Raw genomic sequence first — 21,220 nt, 5'->3', positions numbered from 1 at the left:
GTATCTCGCATCCAGACCGCAATCAAAGGGAAATACGAATCATGCGCATTATTATTTACACTAAAAACAACTGTGTCCAGTGCAACGCGACAAAAAATGCCATGGACCGCAAAGGTATCGACTATCAGCTGATCAACCTCGATACCCAACCGGAAGCCATTGATAACCTCAAATCCCTCGGCTATCGCCAGGTGCCCGTTGTCATGACCCATGATGACCACTGGAGCGGCTTCCGCCCTGACAAAATCGCCAGCCTGCGCCAGCTCGCTGCAGTCGGGGGATAAGGCGATGTTCCCACTGGTCTACTTCTCTAGCCAGTCGGAAAACACGCACCGATTTATCACTCGTCTGGGACTGCCTGCTCGCCGCATTCCGGTGGATGGCAAGCAGTGCCTCAATATCGACCAGCCCTATATCTTAGTGGTGCCGAGCTACGGCGGCGGCAGCGCGCGAGGTGCGGTGCCCAGACAAGTGATTCAATTCCTTAATGATGACGCCAACCGACGCGGTATTCGCGGGGTGATTGCTGCCGGTAACCGCAACTTCGGTGAAGGCTACTGCCTGGCGGGCGACATTATTGCGCAGAAATGTCAGGTTCCTTATCTCTACCGCTTTGAGCTGATGGGAACCCCCGACGATATCGCTAATGTAAAAGCGGGAGTAACCCAATTTTGGCAACGACAGACACCCTGAACAGCACGCAGCTGGACTATCACGCGCTCAACGCGATGCTGAACCTGTATGACGCCGATGGCCGCATTCAGTTTGAAAAAGATCATGAGGCCACGCGCCAGTTCTTCCTGCAGCACGTAGAGCCGAATACCGTACAGTTCGCCTCGGCGGGCGATCGCCTGCGCTATCTGGTGGCGGAAGGCTATTATGAAGCCACGGTACTGAATCAGTACGACTTCAATTTCCTATGCCAGTTGCACGATGAAGCCGATGCCTGGGGTTTCCGTTTTCACACCTTCCTGGGGGCGTGGAAGTTTTACACCAGCTACACGCTGAAAACCTTCGACGGTAAACGTTATCTGGAAACTTTCGAGCAGCGCGCCTGCATGGTGGCGCTGACGCTGGCACGCGGCAACGAATCGCTGTCACGCGAATTGCTGGCAGAAATGCTCAGCGGCCGCTTCCAGCCTGCCACCCCAACCTTCCTCAACTGCGGTAAACAGCAGCGTGGTGAATTGGTGTCCTGCTTCCTGCTGCGCATCGAAGACAACATGGAATCGATTGGCCGTGCGGTGAATTCGGCGCTGCAACTGTCCAAACGTGGCGGCGGCGTGGCATTCCTGCTCTCCAACCTGCGTGAATCCGGTGCGCCTATTAAACGTATCGAAAACCAGTCGTCTGGTGTGATTCCGGTGATGAAGATGCTGGAAGATGCGTTCTCTTATGCGAATCAGCTCGGCGCACGTCAGGGCGCGGGCGCAGTGTGGCTGAACGCGCACCATCCGGATATTTTCCGCTTCCTCGATACTAAGCGCGAAAACGCTGACGAGAAGATCCGTATCAAAACGCTGTCACTGGGCGTGGTGATCCCCGATATCACCTTCCAGCTGGCGAAAGAGAATCGCGATATGGCGCTGTTCTCGCCGTACGACGTTGAGCGTATTTACGGCAAGGCATTTGGTGATATCAGCATCAGCGAGCTATACGAAGAGATGCTGGCGGACGATCGCATCCGCAAGACTTACATTAAGCCACGTGATTTCTTCCAGACGCTGGCCGAAATTCAGTTTGAGTCTGGCTATCCCTACATCATGTACGAAGACAGCGTGAACCGTCATAACCCGATTGCTGGTCGCATCAACATGAGCAACCTGTGCTCGGAGATTTTGCAGGTGAACAGCGCCAGCGAATTCCATGACGATCTCAACTATCGTCGCGTGGGCAAAGATATCTCCTGCAACCTCGGTTCGCTGAACATTGCCCATGCCATGGATTCCCGCAATCTGGCACAAACCGTGGAAACGGCGGTACGCGCCTTAACAGCGGTTTCTGAGATGAGCGAAATCAACTCGGTGCCGTCGGTGGCGGAAGGCAATCGTCGTTCACACGCGGTGGGCCTGGGTCAGATGAACCTGCATGGTTACCTGGCGCGTGAAGGCATGGCTTATGGCTCGGAAGAGGCGCTGGATTTCACCAATCTTTACTTCTACAGCGTGACCTATCACGCGGTGCGCACCTCTAACCTGCTGGCACAAGAGCGTAAACAGCGCTTTGATGGTTTTGACCAGTCGCAATACGCCAACGGTCACTACTTCGATAAATATGTGGATCGCCCCTGGCAGCCGCGCACCGCGCGCGTGGCACAGATCTTCGCCGATGCAGGCATTGCACTGCCGACGCAGGCCGACTGGCAGGCATTGCGCGAATCAGTGATGCAGCATGGCCTGTACAACCAGAACTTACAGGCGGTTCCGCCTACCGGTTCAATTTCGTACATCAATCACGCCACCTCGAGTATTCACCCGATTGTGTCGCGTATTGAGATCCGCAAAGAAGGCAAAACCGGCCGCGTGTACTATCCGGCGCCGTTTATGACTAATGACAACCTGGATCTCTATCAGGATGCGTATCAGATTGGCCCGGAAGCGATTATTGATACCTACGCCGAAGCCACACAACACGTCGATCAGGGCTTGTCTTTGACACTGTTCTTCCGCGATGACGTCACCACGCGTGATATCAACAAAGCGCAAATTTATGCGTGGAAGAAAGGCATCAAAACGCTCTATTACATTCGTCTGCGCCAGATGGCGCTACAAGGCACTGAGGTGCAGGGCTGCGTCTCCTGCTCATTGTGATGAAAACTATGCAACTTAAACAAATTCAAGCGATTAACTGGAACCGTATCCAGGACGAAAAAGATCTCGAAGTGTGGAACCGTCTGACCAGCAACTTCTGGCTGCCGGAAAAAGTGCCGTTGTCCAACGATCTGCCTGCATGGCAGTCACTGGACCACCGGCAACAGCAGCTGACTATCCGTGTGTTTACCGGGTTAACGTTGCTCGACACCATCCAAAACGTGATCGGCGCGCCGGGCCTGATGGAAGACGCCATCACGCCGCATGAGGAGGCGGTGCTATCGAATATCAGCTTTATGGAAGCAGTGCATGCGCGGTCCTATAGCTCAATTTTCTCCACCCTGTGCAACACCGCCGATGTCGATGCCGCGTATCGCTGGAGTGAAGAGAACGAAGCGTTGCAGAACAAGGCGAAGATTGTGCTGGAGCACTATCGTGCCGATGATCCGCTGAAGAAGAAAATCGCCAGCGTGTTCCTGGAATCGTTCCTGTTCTACTCCGGTTTCTGGCTGCCGATGTACTGGTCAAGCCGTGGCAAATTGACCAACACCGCTGACCTGATTCGTTTGATTATTCGCGATGAAGCGGTGCACGGATATTACATCGGCTATAAGTACCAGAAGGCACTGGAAAAAGTCGACGATGCACGCCGTGAAGAGCTGCAGCAATTTGCCATCGATTTGCTGCTGGCGCTGTATGAAAACGAAGTGGAGTATACCGAAGCGCTGTATGCGGATGTCGGTTGGGCGGAAGAGGTAAAAACCTTCCTGCACTATAACGCCAACAAGGCATTGATGAATCTGGGATATGAGGCCCTGTTCCCATCAGAGCTCACCACGGTGAATCCGGCGATTCTTTCTGCTTTGTCACCGAATGCCGATGAAAACCACGATTTCTTCTCCGGTTCAGGTTCTTCCTACGTGATGGGAAAAGCCGTGGAAACCGAAGACGAGGACTGGAATTTCTAGCCTCAGGCCTGCAGCACAGGGCGCGCCACAGCGCGCCCTTTCATCGCTTTCATATTTCCTCTTCAGACTGACAAATATTCCCCCGTTATTTCCCTTTCTCAGCTTCATTATTTTGTCATTTTAGCGCCATTCATTCGTCCATTATATCGTCTACATAAGCGCAATTTATTCGTTTTTCACTGAGCATTTGCCATGAAAGCGGGTTAAATTCACAAAAAATTCAGAAAAAAATGATTCGCCCTCATCCCTTGTGAACACTGGAATTATCGCCAATCTGCGCACGCTCGCTCAACCAAATATCCGCACCAAGGGTTGTCAGATATTCTCACTATGCTAGGTTATAGGGCGCTTAAATTTAATCGAGATCATTACAAGAAATAGCTAAACATTTAACCGGGAAATTAATTACTGCATGGCAATTAAACTCGAAGTAAAGAATTTATATAAGGTATTTGGAGATCACCCCGAAAAGGCATTTAAGCTGATTGAGAAAGGCGAAAGCAAAGAGACGATTCTGGCGAAAACCGGTCTCTCAGTCGGCGTAAAAGATGCCAGTCTGGCCATTGAAGAAGGCGAGATCTTCGTCATCATGGGGCTCTCCGGTTCAGGGAAATCCACCATGGTTCGCCTTCTCAATCGTCTGATCGAGCCCACTCGCGGCCAGGTGATCATTGACGGTGTCGATATTGCGAAAATATCGGATGCTGAACTGCGTGAAGTGCGCAGAAATAAGATCAGCATGGTATTCCAATCCTTCGCATTAATGCCCCATATGACGGTTCTCAATAATACCGCCTTCGGCATGGAATTAGCGGGCGTGGCGTTACAGGAACGTCAGGAAAAAGCGCTGGAAGCATTGCGTCAGGTGGGACTGGATAATTATGCCCACGCCTACCCGGATGAACTCTCTGGCGGTATGCGTCAACGCGTCGGATTAGCCCGCGCGCTGGCAATCAATCCCGATATATTATTGATGGATGAAGCCTTCTCCGCCCTCGATCCGCTTATCCGCACTGAAATGCAGGATGAGTTGGTGAAACTGCAGGCGAAACATCAGCGTACCATCGTGTTTATCTCTCACGATCTCGACGAAGCAATGCGTATTGGCGATCGCATCGCCATCATGCAGGGCGGCGAAGTCGTGCAGGTCGGCACGCCGGATGAGATTCTGAATAATCCCGCGAACGATTATGTGCGCACCTTCTTCCGGGGTGTCGATATCAGCCATGTGTTTAGCGCTAAGGATATCGCCCGTCGTAGCGCTGGCGCACTGATTCGTAAAGCGGCCGGTTTTGGCCCGCGATCCGCCATCAAACTGCTGCAGGATGAGGACCGCGAATTTGGCTATGTGCTGGAGAAACAGAAATTTGTCGGCGTGGTTTCAACCGATTCACTTAAAGCAGCACTGGCCGCGGGTGAAGGTCTGGATAGCGCCCTGCTTGAGACGCCGTTAGCGGTTCCTGCGGATACCTCACTGAACGATTTGCTTTCCCACGTTGCCCAAGCGCCCTGCGCGGTGCCGGTGGTCGGCGAAGAGAATCAGTACGTCGGTATTATTTCCAAAAGCATGCTATTGCGCGCTTTAGATCGTGAAGGAGCCCAGTCATGAGTGAACAAACCAGCAATCCGTGGGACAGCGCCAGCCAGACCACGCCGCAACCCGCCACAACAGATTCGAGTGCGGCGGCCAGCAGTAGCGATCCCTGGGGCGGGAGTTCTGCCCCGGCGGATAGCAGTGCCAGTTCAGGTTCTACTGATGCCTGGGGCAATGCCTCCAGCACCGGTTCGGATGCCGCCTCCAGTGCAGGCCATGATGCAGCCTCCAGCGCAGGCCATGATGCGGCCTCCTCGGCGGCCAGTAGCAGCGACTGGCTAAGCAGCGCGCCGGCGCCTAAACCTGAACATTTCAATATTATGGACCCCTTCCACAACACCATGATCCCGCTGGATCGTTGGGTGACGGAAGGCATCGATTGGGTGGTGAACCATTTCCGCCCGGTGTTCCAGGGCATTCGTGTGCCAGTGGATTATATCCTCAGTGCCTTCCAGAATCTGTTGATGGGGTTGCCTGCACCCGTTGCGATTGCGTTGTTTGCGCTGATCGCCTGGCAGATTGCCAGCCCGGCGATGGGTATTGCCACGCTGATTTCACTGGTGCTGATCGGCATGATCGGCGCCTGGTCGCAAGCGATGGTGACGCTGGCGCTGGTGCTGACCGCCCTGCTGTTCTGCATCATCATTGGATTACCGCTCGGTATCTGGCTGGCGCGCAGTGAGCGTGCGGCGAGAATTGTGCGTCCATTACTGGATGCGATGCAGACCACACCCGCCTTTGTGTACCTGGTGCCAATCGTGATGCTGTTCGGTATCGGTAACGTGCCTGGTGTGGTGGTGACCATTATTTTTGCGTTGCCGCCGATTGTCCGTCTGACCATTCTTGGCATTAAACAGGTGCCCGCTGATCTGATTGAAGCCAGCGAGTCCTTTGGTGCCAGCCCCCGCCAGATGCTGTTTAAAGTGCAGTTGCCGCTGGCGATGCCAACCATCATGGCGGGTGTCAACCAGACACTGATGCTGGCACTGTCGATGGTGGTGATCGCCTCAATGATCGCTGTTGGCGGTCTTGGTCAGATGGTCCTGCGCGGTATTGGTCGCCTGGATATGGGCCTCGCCAGTGTTGGCGGTGTCGGTATCGTTATCCTCGCGATTATTCTTGACCGCCTGACACAATCTGTTGGCCGTGACAGCCGCAGCCGTGGTAGTCGCCACTGGTATAACACCGGCCCCGTTGGCTTGTTATTACGCCCCTTCAGTAAAAAAGTCTGATTTCTTTGGACGGCCCGCTGTGGCCGTCCGTCTCCGACGCTACACGTAAAATAAGGAATGACTATGCGCAAGACAGCTCTATTCGCCGCCGTCCTGACGACGTTTGCCGCAACCCACGTGTCCGCCGCCGACCTGCCCGGTAAAGGCATTACGGTTAAACCCGCTCAGAGCAATATTTCCGAAGAGACTTTCCAGACGCTGCTGGTGAGCCGTGCGCTGGAAAAACTGGGCTACACCGTCGATAAGCCTAGCGAAGTGGATTACAACGTGGCTTACACCACCATCGCGGCGGGTGATGCCACCTTTATCGCCACCAACTGGAAACCACTGCACGATGACATGTACGCCGCTGCCGGTGGCGATCAGAAATTCTACCGTGAGGGCACTTACGTGACCGGCGCGGCACAAGGCTATTTGATCGACAAGAAAACAGCGGATCAGTATCACATCACCAATCTTGAACAGCTAAAAGATCCTAAGATCGCCAAGCTGTTTGATACCAACGGAGATGGCAAAGCCGACCTCACCGGCTGTACACCAGGCTGGGGCTGTGAAGCGGTGATTAACCACCAGATTGATGCCTTCAAGCTGAGCAACACCGTTGAGCACAACCAGGGCAACTACTCGGCGATGATTGCCGACACCATTACCCGCTTCAAACAGGGTAAACCGATTCTTTATTATACCTGGACGCCTTACTGGGTGAGTGATGTGCTAAAACCGGGCAAAGATGTGGTGTGGCTGCAGGTGCCGTTCTCATCCATGCCGGGCGCGCAGAGCAAAGTGGATACCAAACTGCCTAACGGCATGAACTATGGCTTCCCGGTCAACACCATGCATATCGTGGCTAACAAAGCCTGGGCTGAGAAAAACCCGGCGGCGGCAAAACTGTTTGCGGAAATGAAGCTGCCACTGGCTGATATCAATGCGGAGAATGCGGCGATGCATGCGGGCCACGCGTCTGAAGCCGACATTAACAGCCATGTAGACGGCTGGATCAAAGGCCATCAGGCCGAGTTTGATAAGTGGGTTTCTGACGCACAGGCTGCGGCGAAGTAATCCTCTTTCCCTTATAGAGCGGCCTTTTGGTCGCTCTTCTCCATCATCCCCGCACATTTCGTGCGTTATAGCGCACTGGTACGTCCTGTCAATTAACACACCATTGAAATTATTTTTTGGGTTACTATTAACCACAAATGATTATCTTCGTTTTTCTTCCGCTGTGAATACGGCTAAGCCGAGACGCATCTCTGCACTATCTGAGGTTAAATCCTCTCAACGAATGCAATTCATCATTTTAATTGGTACGGTATTGATACCGTAAATGTTACAGCTTAGTTAATTAACCCATTGATTTGGTGATGTAATATCCGCAGCGAAAGTGTTTAAAAAGCGTAAAGACCCACCCAATCACGTGAGTGAGACTATTCATTGATGATTGAGTTTGTTATGGTTAGCAGCACAGTTATTCACCAGAGTTATTTTTTCTCTCGAAATTATTTTTTCTTAAAAATATTTCATGATGCGAATTGATGACAATGTAACCATCCTGCGTGGCAAATTGTCAGGGCGAACTGCCCAAGGTTATGGAACGACCTGGAACGCCAGATGTTGACAATGTGATCGTGCGAACAATCACTGGCGGAAAATATGACTACGCTTAATCTGTCACCATCCTTACTATACCAGTTGCAACTAAGAGGTTTTTTTTAAAATGGAAAGTTCGTTTACTCCCATTGAACAGATGCTGAACATCCGTGCTAACCGCCATAAAGATTTTCCGTTGCAGGAAATCATCCTGACTCGTCTGTGCATGCATATGCAGGGAAAACTGCTGGATAACCGCAACAAGATGTTGAAGGCGCAGGGAATTAACGAGACCTTATTCATGGCGCTGATCACACTTGATGCGCAAGAAAACCAGAGCATCCAGCCTTCTGAACTGAGTTCTGCGCTGGGTTCCTCACGTACTAATGCAACACGTATTGCTGATGAGCTGGAAAAACGTGGCTGGATCGAGCGCCGCGAGAGCGATAATGACCGTCGCTGCCTGCATCTGCACCTGACAGAAAAAGGTAACGAATTCTTACGTCAGCTGCTGCCGCCGCAGCATCAGAGCCTGCAGTACCTGTGGTCTTCGCTCTCAACATCCGAGCAGGATCAGCTGGAAGCGATTACGCGCAAGCTGCTTAACCGTCTTGATAAAATGGATGAAGATCAGGTTATCGCTTCCCTGTCGCGCTAATAGCAAGAAGTGCGACACAATCACCTTCCGAAATCGCTATTTTAATCCCCTTTTATCCGGCCAGCGTCTCATACGCTGGCTTTTTCGACTCGGGAAACCGTGTTGAAGGATCAACACAGCCCGGCTAAATGGAAAACGTGGAGAACAAGATGAGTGCGACCGCGGAAGCGCAAAGCCCGCAACAGCCAGCGAATAAAAAGAAGAAGCGCAAAGGTGTGCTGATCCTGCTGGCTATCGTGTTTGTATTGATTGGGGTGGCGTATCTGGCTTACTGGTATTTGGTGCTGCGCCATTTCCAGGAAACCGATGACGCCTATGTGGCAGGGAACCAGGTGCAGGTGATGGCACAGGTTTCCGGCAGCGTGAATAAAGTCTGGTTCGATGACACTGACTTCGTGAAAAAAGGCGACATTCTGGTGTCGCTGGATAAAACCGATGCGGAGCAGGCGTTTGAAAAAGCGCAGACTGCACTGGCCACCAGCGTGCGCCAGACGCATCAATTGATGATCAACGGCAAGCAGTATCAGGCCACCATCAAGCTGCAACAGACCGCTCTGGATCAGGCTGAAGCCGATCTGAAACGTCGTGAGCCGCTGGGTGCGTCAAACCTGATTGGTCGTGAAGAACTGCAGCACTCACGTGATGCCGTGGCCACGGCGAAAGCACAACTCGATGTCGCCGTGCAGCAGTACAACGCGAACCAGGCGATGATCCTGAATACCGATCTGGAACAGCAACCCGCCGTCAAACAAAGCGCGGCTGAATTGCGTGATGCCTGGCTGGCGCTGCAGCGTACCGATATCCGTAGTCCAATGGATGGCTATATTTCACGGCGTAGTGTTCAGGTCGGTTCGCAGATCTCCACCAGCACGCCGCTGCTGGCGGTAGTGCCTGCCACTAATTTGTGGATTGATGCCAACTTCAAAGAAACGCAGCTTTCCGGCGTGCGCATCGGTCAACCTGCGACCGTGGTCAGTGATATTTACGGTGATGACGTGGAGTATCACGGTAAAGTTGTCGGCCTGGATATGGGCACGGGTAGCGCCTTCTCTCTGCTGCCGGCACAGAATGCGACAGGTAACTGGATCAAAGTGGTTCAGCGTTTACCGGTGCGTATTGAGCTGGACCCGCAACAGGTGGCTGAACATCCACTGCGTATTGGTCTCTCCACCTTAGTCAAAGTGGATACCCAAAACAAAGACGGGGCCACACTGGCCAGTAGCGTGCGTCCACAAGCGGCGTATGAAAGTAACGCATTGGCAATCGACCTCGCGCCGGTTAACAAGCTGATTACTGATATCGTTCGTGCCAACGCCGATTAATTCCGCGGGAGGCTGTGATGGCACAAAAACCGCTTGAAGGTGCGCCGTTAGTCCTGATGACCATCGCCTTATCCCTGGCGACGTTTATGCAGGTTCTCGACTCCACCATTGCTAACGTGGCGATCCCGACGATCGCCGGTAACCTTGGTGCCTCGAACTCACAGGGCACCTGGGTAATTACCTCATTCGGGGTGGCAAACGCCATCTCGATACCGATTACCGGTTGGTTAGCCAAACGTATCGGTGAAGTGAAGCTATTTACCTGGTCGACCATTCTGTTTGTGCTGGCCTCATGGGCCTGCGGCATGTCAGAGAGTCTGGAGATGCTGATCTTCTTCCGTATCATCCAGGGTGTGGTCGCCGGTCCGTTGATTCCACTGTCGCAAAGTTTGCTACTGAACAACTACCCGCCAGCCAAGCGCAGCGTGGCGCTCTCGCTGTGGGCGATGACGGTGATCGTGGCCCCGATCTGCGGCCCGATTTTAGGCGGCTGGATCAGTGATAACTACCACTGGGGTTGGATCTTCTTTATCAACGTTCCGATTGGTGTGGTCGTCGTCGCGCTGACTCTGCAAACCCTGCGAGGACGCGAAACCAAAACCGAAATCCGACCGATTGATATCGTCGGCCTGGTGCTGTTGGTGGTGGGGATTGGTTCGCTGCAGGTGATGCTCGACCGGGGTAAAGAACTCGACTGGTTTGGCTCCACGGAGATCATTGTACTCACGGTAGTCGCCGTGGTGGCGCTGGCGGTGCTGTTGGTGTGGGAGCTAACGGACGACCATCCGATTGTCGATTTGTCGCTGTTTAAAAAGCGCAACTTCACCATCGGCTGTTTGTCGATCAGTCTGGCTTACATGCTTTACTTCGGCTCGATCGTGTTGCTGCCCCAGTTGCTGCAGGAGGTATACGGCTACACCGCCACCTGGGCAGGTTTGGCGTCAGCGCCGGTCGGCATCATTCCGGTCATCCTGTCGCCGATCATTGGTCGCTTTGCCCACAAGCTGGACATGCGGCGGCTGGTGACCTTCAGCTTTATCATGTACGCCGTCTGTTTCTACTGGCGCGCGTATACGTTTGAGCCGGGGATGGATTTTGGTGCGTCGGCATGGCCGCAGTTTATTCAGGGCTTTGCCGTGGCCTGCTTCTTTATGCCACTGACCACCATTACGCTGTCAGGCTTGCCGCCAGAGCGTATGGCAGCAGCATCGAGCCTGTCGAACTTTGTGCGTACGCTGGCCGGTTCAATCGGTACGTCGATCACCACCACCATGTGGACGGATCGTGAATCGATGCACCACAGCTACCTGTCGGAATCGGTGAATCCCTTCAATCCGAATTCGCAGCAGATGTATGACCAACTGCAAAGCTTGGGCATGACGCAGCAGCAAGCTTCAGCCTACATTGCACAGCAAATTACCAATCAGGGCCTGATTATCTCAGCGAATGAGATCTTCTGGGCATCAGCGGGAGTATTTTTGATCTTGCTGGTTCTGGTGTGGTTTGCACGTCCGCCATTTGGTGCGGGCGGTGGCGGCGGTGGAGCGCACTAAAGAGTAGAAACAAAAACGGGCCTTTCGGCCCGTTTTCATTTATGCGTTCTGGCGCCACCATTCGGCAAGCAGAATGCCAGTCGCAACGGAGACGTTAAGACTCTCGACGTTGCCGGTACCGCCAATCGACAGGCTGATATCACCCTGCTGGAAGGCGCTGTCGGACAGACCTTCACGCTCCTGGCCCAGTACCAGAACCATTTTGGCTGGCAGCTCAGCTTTCGCCAGCGGCGTGCCTTCATGGCTTGAAGTCGTCACAATGGTGTAACCCGCTTTGCGGAAAGCTTCCAGACCGCTGGCAAAACTTTCACCACTGATGGCCTGCACATGCTCAGCACCGCCCTCGGCCGTGCGCACAGCGGCGCCAGACTCCAGCAGTGAAGCATCGTTAACCAGCAAACCTTTCACACCGAAGTGCGCGCAGCTACGCATGATGCCACCGAGGTTGTGCGGGTTGCTGACATCTTCCAACGCCAGCACGCAATCCTTAGTATCCGCTTTTTTCAGCCACTCAGAGACTTCCATGCCCATACGCTTCTTGATGATGAAGCACACGCCGCCGTGGTGTTCGGTGCCTGAAGCCTTAGTCAGCTCGGCATCATCCACCACGTGGTAGGCTTTACGGTTGGCCGCTAACCAGCGCAGCGTTTCGCGGAAGCGTGGCGTCACGCTCTGGATAAACCAGGCACGCACGATACTCTCTGGACGGCTGGCAAACAGCGCCTGGCAGGCATTTTCACCGTAAACGCGCGTCTCTTCCTGACGCTGACGGCGAATCTGCTCGGGGTCGATGACTGGCTTGTTGCTCGCGGCCTCATCAATCTGGCTATCGTCCGCTACCGGTGGGCGTGAAACGGTGCGCCACGGTGAATCACCGAAGCTGCGGTTGTCATCGCCACGATCGTCACGACGGCCAAAGCTGCGACCGCGCTCGCTGTTGCGTGCATCACGCGCTGGCGTTCCGCGACCACCTGCACTGCTGCGGCGACCTTCTTCATTATCACGTGCAGTACGAGGACCAGAACGACGATTATCTTCCTGGCGCGCAGCAGGACGGCCGCCTTTGCCGGTACGGGGATTTGGCTTTTGGCCTGCATCCTCATCACGTACATACATCACTTTTACCTTGCCGCTTTTGCCTTTAAATTCGTCGTTCATTTGTTCCTCCTGCATTGAGAGCGCGAAGATTACCTGATGTGCTGGAGCTTAGCTATCAACTATTGAACCTATTGGGCAATCCAGATTGAGCATAGCACTCAACCTTTTCATAATGTTCGGCAATCATAACATTTACAGGTCCGGTTTGAGGTGACGATGAATACTGTATGTGCCTCCTGTCAGGCAACTAACCGCGTTCCCGAGGAACGTATTGCCGATGGCGCCAAGTGTGGTCGCTGTGGCGACGAGCTTTTCAATGGTGAAGTCGTGAATGCTACCGCAGCCACGCTGGATAAATATTTGCAGGACGATCTGCCCGTGGTGATCGACTTCTGGGCGCCGTGGTGCGGACCGTGCGTGAACTTCGCGCCTGTTTTTAAGGATGTCGCTGACGAACGCCGCGGTAAAGTGCGCTTTGTGAAAGTGAACACGGAAGCCGAACCGACACTCAGCTCACGCTTCCGCATCCGCAGTATCCCGACCATTATGGTGTTCAAAAAAGGTGAGATGGTCGACATGTTAAACGGAGCAATGCCCAAAGCGCCGTTTAATGAGTGGCTCGACGAATCACTTTAACCACCTCAGGCCAGCCCCTGTGCTGGCCTTGCCATTAGCCTTCTATTAAACTGGCGTTTTTTCCTGCCTGCGATTCTATGTCTGAAAATGCCGTTCTGCGCTTACGTGCGCAACGTTTAGCACGCGCTACGCGCCCGTTTCTTGCCCGTGGCAATCGCGTGTTGCGCTGCCAGCGTTGTCTGCTGCCGCAAAAAAACTGCCTGTGCGCCACCCTGCAGCCGCAGCAAGCACGCAGCCGTTTTTGTCTGGTGATGTTCGATACCGAGCCAATGAAGCCCAGTAATACGGGGCGACTGATCGCCGATATCCTGCCTGATACGCTGGCGTTTGGCTGGTCACGCACCGAACCTGATGACGCGATGCTCGCCGCAGTGAAAACTGACGAGTATCAGCCACTGGTGGTGTTTCCGGGCTCGTATGCCGATGCAGGCAGGGAAGTGCTCACCACACCTCCGCTCACCGGCAAACCACCGCTATTTATTATGCTGGATGGCACCTGGACCGAAGCCCGCAAGATGTTCCGCAAAAGCCCCTGGCTGGATGCGTTCCCGGTGATGTCACTCAACGTTTCCACACCGTCGCGCTACACGCTGCGGGAAGCGCACGGCGAGGGCCAGCACTGTACCGCTGAAGTGGCCGCCGCGCTGCTGGAACAGGCGGGAGATGTTGAGGCAGCAAGCGCGTTACAGCAGCATTTTGAGCATTTCCGTCACGCTTATCTGGCAGGCAAGCCGCATCATCCGGTGCACTATCAGGAAAGCGTGCTGTAGGGATCGCCTGATTTTTTAACTTGTCCGTTTGATTTATAGTCGCACATCGCCATGGAGTTGGCTCCCTACATAAGGATGATGCGCTATGAAAGTCTGGTGGCTTGTTGTGCTACTGATAGCGGGCTGTAGCACGGCCCCGCAAACTGACCGCCCTTACCCACTGCAGTTACAATCCGTTAGCACACGCCCGGGTGGCATCATTAGCGTTGCTGAATTGCAGCCCGGTGATTTGCTGCTCTCCTCCGCCACCTCGCCTCAATCCTGGGGCATTCGCCTGATCAGCTTCAGCGGTGTCAGCCATGCCGCAATCTATCTGGGTGATCGACAAGTGGCGGAAGCCGTGGGCAGTGGTGTCAAAATCATTCCGCTGCAACAGGCTATTGAGGAGAGTAATAACTTGTTGGTGCTACGCGTGCCCAGCCTCACTCAAGACCAAAGCTCGCTGTTGCGCGAATTTGCCCACCAGCAACAAGGCAAAAAATACAATTTCAAAGGTATCGTGATGTTCATGCCGTTTATGGTTTCGCGCCGCGTCTGCGAGCTGCCGCTGATGCATGAAAATCTACGCAGTGCCTGTCTCACTGCATTAGCGCGCGTGCAACTCGCCGACGTTGACGATCCTCAAGCCAATCGCTTCTTCTGCTCAGAATTCGTCATGGCAGGATATCGCCATGCAGGCGTCGAGCTACTTCAGGGACAAGCGAGCTGGGTCAGTCCCGCTGATCTCATGCATCTGCGTGATGGAGATGTCTCAGCATGGCATAGCGAGCAGAATATGCAGTACATCGGCCATTTAAAGCGCTGGAACCTTAAAGAGATCCTCAGCCTGCGATCGGCGAGTCGGCAAGCAGAGTAAAAAGCGTTTACAATCATGCCAATCTTGATGTCGGGAGCGGATGATGAGCCAACGCGGACTGGAAGCACTGTTACGACCTAAATCAATCGCGGTGATTGGTGCGTCAGTTACACCGGGGCGCGCCGGCTACTTTATGATGCGTAATTTGCTGGCAGGCGGATTTAGCGGTCCGGTGCTGCCGGTCACGCCGAAGTATAAAGCCGTGAGCGGTGTGCTGGCCTGGCCGGATATTGCCAGCCTGCCGTTCGCGCCCGATCTCGCCATTATCTGTACTCATGCCAAACGCAATCTGGAACTGCTGCAGCAGTTGGGTGAAAAAGGCTGCAAAGCCTGCATCATTCTCTCCGCGCCCGCCAGTCAGTTGGAAGAATTGAAAGCCTGTGCCAGCCAGTGGCAAATTCGCCTGCTCGGCCCGAACAGTCTGGGATTACTGGCCCCCTGGCAAGGATTAAACGCCAGCTTCTCGCCGGTGCCGATCGCAAAAGGACGCATTGCCTTTATTTCTCAATCCGCTGCGGTCTCCAACACCATTCTTGATTGGGCTCAGCAGCGCAATCTCGGCTTCTCCTGGTTTATCGCTTTGGGCGACAGTCTGGATATTGATGTTGATGATTTGCTGGATTTCCTGGCGCGTGACGGCAAAACCAGCGCTATTTTGCTCTATCTTGAGCATCTCAGTGATGCGCGACGTTTTGTTTCGGCCTCTCGTAGCGCCTCACGCAATAAACCGATTCTGGTAATCAAAAGCGGTCGCAGCCATCAGGCACAAGCGATGATTGGCACACTCAGCGGGCTGGATGCCGCATGGGATGCCGCGATTCAGCGTGCCGGTTTGCTGCGTGTACAGGACACGCATGAACTGTTTTCAGCGGTGGAATCGCTGAGCCATATGCGCCCCTTGCGCGGTGATCGTTTAATGATCATCAGCAACGGCGCAGCCCCCGCAGCCTTAGCACTGGATGAGCTGTACGCGCGTAATGGCAAACTGGCTACGCTGAGTGATGAGACCTTACAAGCCCTTGCCACGTTGTTACCGGAAGGCGTTGGGCGCGGTAATCCGCTGGATCTCAAGGACGATGCCACACCCGCGCGCTATGTTGCCTGCATAGAACAACTATTGGATAGCCATGAACTCGATGCATTAATGATTATCCATGCCCCGAGCGCCGTGTCTCCCGCCAGTGAAACGGCCGAACAAATTATCGCGGCTGTGGCTAAACATCCTCGCGGCAAGCAGGTAACACTGCTCACTAACTGGTGTGGCGAATACTCGTCACAAGCCGCTCGTCGTGCTTTCACTCAGGCCGGAATCCCCACCTGGCGCACGCCAGAAGGCACTGTTACCGCGTTCATGCATCAGGTCGAATATCGCCGTAATCAGAAGCAACTGCGTGAAACACCCGCCTTGCCGATCGGCCTGACGCAAAACAGCGCGCAGGCGCACCAGTTGATTCAACAAGCGCTGGATCAGGGGATTAACACCCTGGATACCCACGAAGTCCAGCCGGTGCTACAAGCCTATGGATTAGCTACGCTGCCGACCTGGATTGCGAGTGACAGTCGCGAAGCGGCCAGCATTGCCGACCAGATTGGTTACCCCGTGGCGCTCAAGCTGCGTTCACCGGATATCCCACACAAGTCTGAAGTTCAGGGGGTAATGCTTTATCTGCGCAGCGCTGCGGAAGTTGAGCAGGCCGCTGAGGCGATTTTTGATCGTGTGCGCAATACACATCCACAAGCGCGTATCGATGGCTTACTGGTGCAAAGCATGGCAAACCGTGCCGGCGCACAAGAATTACGCGTGGTGGTGGAACAAGATCCGCTGTTTGGTCCGATTATCATGCTGGGTGAAGGCGGGGTGGAGTGGCAGCCGGATAAACAGGCTGCCGTGGCATTACCCCCGTTGAATATGACGCTAGCGCGTTACCTGGTGATTCAGGCGATGAAGAGCGGCAAAGTGCGCAGTCGCAGTGCGTTGCGTCCACTGGATATTGCCGGGCTGAGCCAATTGCTGGTGCAGGTTTCTAACCTGGTGGTGGATTGCCCGGAGATCCAGCGGCTGGATATCCATCCGCTGCTGGCCTCCGCGAATGAATTCACCTTGCTGGATGTCACATTGCAGCTCGCGCCATTTACCGGTGATAACGAAGCACGCCTGGCGATTCGCCCTTATCCACACCACCTTGAAGAGCAGGTGCAGTTGAAAGATGGACAGCATTGCCTGTTCCGCCCGATCCTGCCGGAAGATGAACCGCAACTGCGCGCATTTATCGCTCAGGTAACGAAGGAAGATCTCTATTATCGTTATTTCAGTGAGATCAATGAGTTCACACATGAGGATCTCGCCAACATGACCCAAATCGACTATGACCGAGAGATGGCCATTGTTGCAGTACGACAGCGCGACGGGAATGACGAGATTATTGGTGTGACGCGTGCGATCTCGGATGCCGATAACATTGATGCGGAGTTTTCGGTGCTGGTGCGCTCCGATCTGAAAGGACTCGGGATGGGCAGACGATTGCTGGAAAAGATGATCCGCTATACGCGCGATCATGGTCTGCAACAATTGAACGGTATCACCATGCCACACAACACCGGCATGATTACGCTGGCACGAAAACTGAATTTTCGTGTGAATATTCAATTGGATGATGGCATTGTCAGCCTGAATTTACCGCTCGGTGAGGCGTGATGATGTCCTGTACAGAAAGGTAAAAATCCTCCTTATCAGGCCGGTTGGTGTTATTATTTACCGTTAGGATCATGATTTGATGGCAAAAGGCCATGCAATGAACAGAGAAGAAGTGCACTGTGATGTTGTCTAAATTTAAACGCAATAAACACCAACAACACCTCGCACAGCTGCCTAAACTGTCACAATCCGTGTCGGATGTGACCACGCTTTACTCGCCTGCTGAGTTCCGTGAGACCCTGCTGACGAAAATCGCTGCGGCTGAAAAACGCATCTGTATCGCCGCGCTCTATCTCGAGAACGACGACGGCGGGCGTGGCATCATGCAGGCGCTCTATGCTGCGCGGCAGGCACGTCCGGAGCTGGATATCAGCATTCTGGTGGATTGGCATCGCGCGCAGCGTGGCCGAATTGGCGCCGCTCGTGGACTGACCAACGCAGACTGGTATTGCGAGATGGCAGCACAGCATCCCAATATCGCTATTCCAGTGTATGGCATTCCCGTTAACACGCGTGAAGCACTTGGCGTACTGCATCTGAAAGGCTTCATCATTGATGACACCTTGCTGTACAGCGGCGCCAGCCTGAATGATGTTTATCTGCATCAGCATGATAAATATCGCTACGATCGCTATCAGTTAATCCGTAATCCACAATTGGCGGACACCATGTACGCGTGGATTTGCGAAAATCTCAAGCAGTCCGATGCGGTTAATCGCCTTGACCAGACTGAGCGTCCATCCAGCCCTGAAATTAAGAACGAAACACGCCAGTTCCGTCAGGATTTGCGCAGTTTTAATTACCAGTTCGCGGGGAATGCTGACAATGAGTCACTGGCGGTCACGCCGCTGGTGGGCCTTGGCAAACGCAGTCTGCTAAATAAAACCATCTTCCATTTGATGCCGTGCGCTGAGCGTAAACTTACGCTGTGCACGCCTTACTTCAACCTGCCTGCGATCCTGGTGCGTAATCTGATTCATCTGCTGCGTCAGGGTAAAGAGGTGGAGATCATCGTGGGCGATAAAACCGCCAATGATTTCTACATCCCGCCTGAGCAGCCGTTTAAAATCATCGGCGCACTGCCCTATCTGTATGAGATCAACCTGCGACGCTTTCTGAGCCGTTTGCAGTATTACGTCAATAACGGCCAGTTGACCGTGCGTCTGTGGAAAGACGGCGAAAACAGTTATCACCTTAAAGGTATTTGGGTGGATGACGAGTGGATGATGATTACCGGCAATAACCTTAATCCGCGCGCCTGGCGACTGGATTTGGAAAATGCGGTGCTGATCCATGATCCTAAGAATGAGCTGGCAGAACAGCGCGAGAAAGAGCTGGCGTTGATTCGTGAACATACCACGACGGTTCAGCACTTCCGCGAATTAGAGAGTATTTCTGACTATCCGGCGAAAGTACGTAAGTTAATCCGTCGTCTACGCCGTATCCGTATTGACCGTCTTATCAGTCGCTTACTCTAGCCGATGCGTGCGCTCATCCTCTGCGTAGTTTTACTTTGTAGTGGATGTGCGCATGTGGCACAAGATAACTGGACCGGTAAAGACAAAGCCGAACACTTCTTCTCTTCTGCCGTGCTAGCCGCTGCCGGCAGCGAAATCTCCCAACACCAGCATCAAAGCCGTGGACAAAATTTACGTTTTGGCTTTTTGTTCTCGCTGAGTTTTGGCGTAGGAAAAGAGTTATATGACAGCCGCTCTTCGGGGAGCGGCTGGAGTTGGAAAGATCTTAGCTATGACGTAGCGGGAGCGGCCACTGGCGTTGCCTTGTGGAATTTAAGCCAATAATCACAGTGTAATGCCCTTCCCTTTGCGATGGAGCATCAGGGAAATAACGAAGGCCAATGCCCCCATCGCCGACACATACCAGAAGAAACTGGTTTCAATCCCCTCTTTCTTCAGCAGTAAAGCGACATACTCGGCCGAACCACCAAAGATCGCATTAGCCACCGCATAAGATAAGCCAACGCCAAGCGCGCGCACTTCTGGTGGGAACATTTCCGCTTTCAGAATGCCGCTGATAGCGGTATAGAAACTGGTGATAATCAGCGCCAGCATAATCAGCGCAAATGCAGCCCAACTGCTCTGCACATTTTGCAGCATCATCAGGATCGGTACGGTACAGATCGCTGCCCCCGCTCCAAAGATCATCATCGAAGATCGACGACCGATCTTATCTGACAGCGCCCCGACGATCGGCTGAATTAGCATGAAGACGAATAATGCGGCTGTCATCAATCCACTGGCGCTGCGTGCATCCATCCCCGCCGTATTGACCAGATACTTTTGCATATAGGTGGTGAAGGTATAGAAGCTCAGTGAACCGCCGGCAGTAAAGCCCAATACCATCAGAAACGCGCGTGAGTGATTGCGCAGCAAACCCATAACGCTGCCCGCATCTTTATGTTCACGATTCTTTTTCTCGGAGGTTTCATTCAGTGAGCGACGCAGCCACAGTGCGACAACGGCCAGCACGGCACCGAGGAAGAAGGGGATGCGCCAGCCCCAGTTGCGCAACTCTTCGTCGCTGAGGATCTGTTGCAGCACCACTACAGTGAGCACGGCTAACAGCTGGCCGCCAATCAGTGTCACGTACTGGAATGAAGCATAAAAACCTTTGCGGCCTTCTAAAGCGACTTCACTCATGTAAGTGGCGCTGGTGCCATACTCTCCGCCCACTGACAACCCTTGAAACATACGCGCCAGTAGCAGGATCACCGGTGCCGCCACGCCAATTTCGCCATATCCTGGCAGGCAAGCGATAACCAGGGATCCTAAACACATCATGCAGACAGAAATCAGCATTGAGTTTTTACGTCCATGGCGATCGGCTATATAGCCAAATAACCAGCCACCAATCGGACGCATCAAAAATCCAGCGGCGAATACGCCTGCGGTTTGCAGTAACTGTGTGGTGGTATCACCTGCGGGGAAGAATACATGCGCGAAATAGAGTGAGAAAAAGGAGTAAACGTAAAAGTCGAACCATTCGACCAGATTGCCTGATGATGCGCCCACAATCGCCCAGATGCGCTGTTTGCTGTTTATCGTTGATTCAGATGGTGCCACTTTTTGTTGTAGTGAGTCGGTCATGTCTTACCTCATTTCCTTGCGATAAATTAATGCCAAAGGATTCAGTAAAGCACGTGTTGGGCGGTTTCGGGAATTGGATAACGTTGAAGGTGCTAATTTGTGATTAGTAAGGGATTTTGGGGTGAAATCAGGGCGATTTTTCAGTACTGGTTGAAGGCTTTGAAGGTGAGTCTGTACCCAAAATCGCGCTGTGGCGGCGTGGTGTCAAAGGTGAAGTGGCTGATTTACTGGATGGATATGTGATTGCGCTGGCCAGCGATGAGAAATTAACGATCGACCGCCTTCTTCTTGATATTAATCAGCCGGTTATCGTGGCTGATTTTATCGAAAACTG

The 21,220-nt window shown here is 53.4% G+C and carries 18 protein-coding genes; 16 read left to right on the top strand and 2 right to left on the bottom strand.

Annotated elements, in window-relative coordinates; genetic code table 11:
- The first annotated feature begins 41 nt into the window (after positions 1 to 41).
- The 10 genes from VI01_RS15585 to emrB all read left to right on the top strand — a co-directional run bounded on the left by VI01_RS15585 (position 42) and on the right by emrB (position 11,724).
- Complete coding sequence (locus VI01_RS15585; protein WP_038645282.1) at positions 42 to 284, top strand: redoxin NrdH; 243 nt, start codon at positions 42 to 44, stop codon at positions 282 to 284.
- A 4-nt stretch (positions 285 to 288) separates the two neighbouring features.
- Entirely contained in the window at positions 289 to 693 is a 405-nt protein-coding gene (gene nrdI, locus VI01_RS15580) for a class Ib ribonucleoside-diphosphate reductase assembly flavoprotein NrdI (protein WP_038645280.1), read from the top strand.
- Positions 672 to 2,810 carry a class 1b ribonucleoside-diphosphate reductase subunit alpha gene (gene nrdE / locus VI01_RS15575; protein ID WP_075564110.1) on the top strand — a complete coding sequence of 713 codons (2,139 nt, stop codon included), beginning with the start codon at positions 672 to 674 and terminating at the stop codon, positions 2,808 to 2,810. The genes nrdI and nrdE overlap by 22 nt, the downstream gene beginning before the upstream one ends.
- Before the next feature lie 8 nt (positions 2,811 to 2,818).
- Complete coding sequence (nrdF, locus tag VI01_RS15570) at positions 2,819 to 3,778, top strand: class 1b ribonucleoside-diphosphate reductase subunit beta (RefSeq protein WP_045815864.1); 960 nt, start codon at positions 2,819 to 2,821, stop codon at positions 3,776 to 3,778.
- Between the two features lie 412 nt (positions 3,779 to 4,190).
- The gene (gene proV, locus VI01_RS15565; protein ID WP_045815844.1) at positions 4,191 to 5,387 is read left to right on the top strand and encodes a glycine betaine/L-proline ABC transporter ATP-binding protein ProV; all 1,197 of its coding nucleotides are present in this window, start codon (positions 4,191 to 4,193) and stop codon (positions 5,385 to 5,387) included.
- Positions 5,384 to 6,604 carry a glycine betaine/L-proline ABC transporter permease ProW gene (gene proW, locus VI01_RS15560; protein WP_045815843.1) on the top strand — a complete coding sequence of 407 codons (1,221 nt, stop codon included), beginning with the start codon at positions 5,384 to 5,386 and terminating at the stop codon, positions 6,602 to 6,604. The genes proV and proW overlap by 4 nt, the downstream gene beginning before the upstream one ends.
- 63 nt (positions 6,605 to 6,667) lie before the next feature.
- The gene (gene proX / locus VI01_RS15555; RefSeq protein WP_038645275.1) at positions 6,668 to 7,663 is read left to right on the top strand and encodes a glycine betaine/L-proline ABC transporter substrate-binding protein ProX; all 996 of its coding nucleotides are present in this window, start codon (positions 6,668 to 6,670) and stop codon (positions 7,661 to 7,663) included.
- 655 nt (positions 7,664 to 8,318) lie between these two features.
- Positions 8,319 to 8,849, top strand: coding sequence for a transcriptional repressor MprA (mprA, locus tag VI01_RS15550; protein ID WP_034825472.1), 531 nt, complete (start codon positions 8,319 to 8,321; stop codon positions 8,847 to 8,849).
- Positions 8,850 to 8,998: 149 nt separating this feature from the next.
- Positions 8,999 to 10,171, top strand: a complete 1,173-nt coding sequence (gene emrA, locus VI01_RS15545; protein WP_038649923.1) for a multidrug efflux MFS transporter periplasmic adaptor subunit EmrA — start codon at positions 8,999 to 9,001, stop codon at positions 10,169 to 10,171.
- 14 nt (positions 10,172 to 10,185) lie between these two features.
- Positions 10,186 to 11,724: a multidrug efflux MFS transporter permease subunit EmrB gene (gene emrB, locus VI01_RS15540; protein ID WP_156149368.1), complete on the top strand. Its 1,539-nt coding sequence runs from the start codon at positions 10,186 to 10,188 to the stop codon at positions 11,722 to 11,724.
- Positions 11,725 to 11,763: 39 nt separating this feature from the next.
- On the opposite strand, the gene VI01_RS15535 is transcribed toward emrB, so the two are convergent.
- Positions 11,764 to 12,882 (bottom strand): tRNA/rRNA methyltransferase, encoded by a 1,119-nt coding sequence (locus VI01_RS15535; protein WP_045815841.1) that lies wholly within the window; start codon positions 12,880 to 12,882, stop codon positions 11,764 to 11,766.
- 156 nt (positions 12,883 to 13,038) lie between these two features.
- Here VI01_RS15535 and trxC point away from each other — a divergent pair, with 156 nt between their 5' ends.
- The 6 genes from trxC (at position 13,039) to VI01_RS15505 (ending at position 19,581) form a co-directional block, all read left to right on the top strand.
- Positions 13,039 to 13,458 (top strand): thioredoxin TrxC, encoded by a 420-nt coding sequence (gene trxC / locus VI01_RS15530; RefSeq protein ID WP_045815840.1) that lies wholly within the window; start codon positions 13,039 to 13,041, stop codon positions 13,456 to 13,458.
- Positions 13,459 to 13,535: 77 nt separating this feature from the next.
- Positions 13,536 to 14,228 (top strand): tRNA-uridine aminocarboxypropyltransferase, encoded by a 693-nt coding sequence (locus VI01_RS15525; protein ID WP_038645265.1) that lies wholly within the window; start codon positions 13,536 to 13,538, stop codon positions 14,226 to 14,228.
- A gap of 85 nt (positions 14,229 to 14,313) precedes the next feature.
- Positions 14,314 to 15,084: a YaeF family permuted papain-like enzyme gene (locus VI01_RS15520; protein WP_045815839.1), complete on the top strand. Its 771-nt coding sequence runs from the start codon at positions 14,314 to 14,316 to the stop codon at positions 15,082 to 15,084.
- Positions 15,085 to 15,127: 43 nt separating this feature from the next.
- Positions 15,128 to 17,779, top strand: a complete 2,652-nt coding sequence (locus VI01_RS15515) for a bifunctional acetate--CoA ligase family protein/GNAT family N-acetyltransferase (RefSeq protein ID WP_045815838.1) — start codon at positions 15,128 to 15,130, stop codon at positions 17,777 to 17,779.
- 122 nt (positions 17,780 to 17,901) lie between these two features.
- Positions 17,902 to 19,257, top strand: coding sequence for a CDP-diacylglycerol--serine O-phosphatidyltransferase (gene pssA / locus VI01_RS15510; protein ID WP_045815837.1), 1,356 nt, complete (start codon positions 17,902 to 17,904; stop codon positions 19,255 to 19,257).
- A 3-nt stretch (positions 19,258 to 19,260) separates the two neighbouring features.
- Positions 19,261 to 19,581 carry a YfiM family lipoprotein gene (locus VI01_RS15505; RefSeq protein WP_038645257.1) on the top strand — a complete coding sequence of 107 codons (321 nt, stop codon included), beginning with the start codon at positions 19,261 to 19,263 and terminating at the stop codon, positions 19,579 to 19,581.
- On the opposite strand, the gene VI01_RS15500 is transcribed toward VI01_RS15505, so the two are convergent.
- On the bottom strand, positions 19,582 to 20,886 hold the full coding sequence (locus VI01_RS15500) for an MFS family transporter (protein WP_045815836.1): 1,305 nt from the start codon (positions 20,884 to 20,886) through the stop codon (positions 19,582 to 19,584).
- Positions 20,887 to 21,220 lie beyond the last annotated feature (334 nt).

This window comes from Pantoea sp. SM3 (assembly GCF_000963995.1).
Lineage (GTDB): Bacteria > Pseudomonadota > Gammaproteobacteria > Enterobacterales > Enterobacteriaceae > Pantoea > Pantoea rwandensis_B.
The sequence above is the reverse complement of the archived record's forward strand: the minus strand, read 5'-3'. Positions and strand labels throughout refer to the sequence as shown.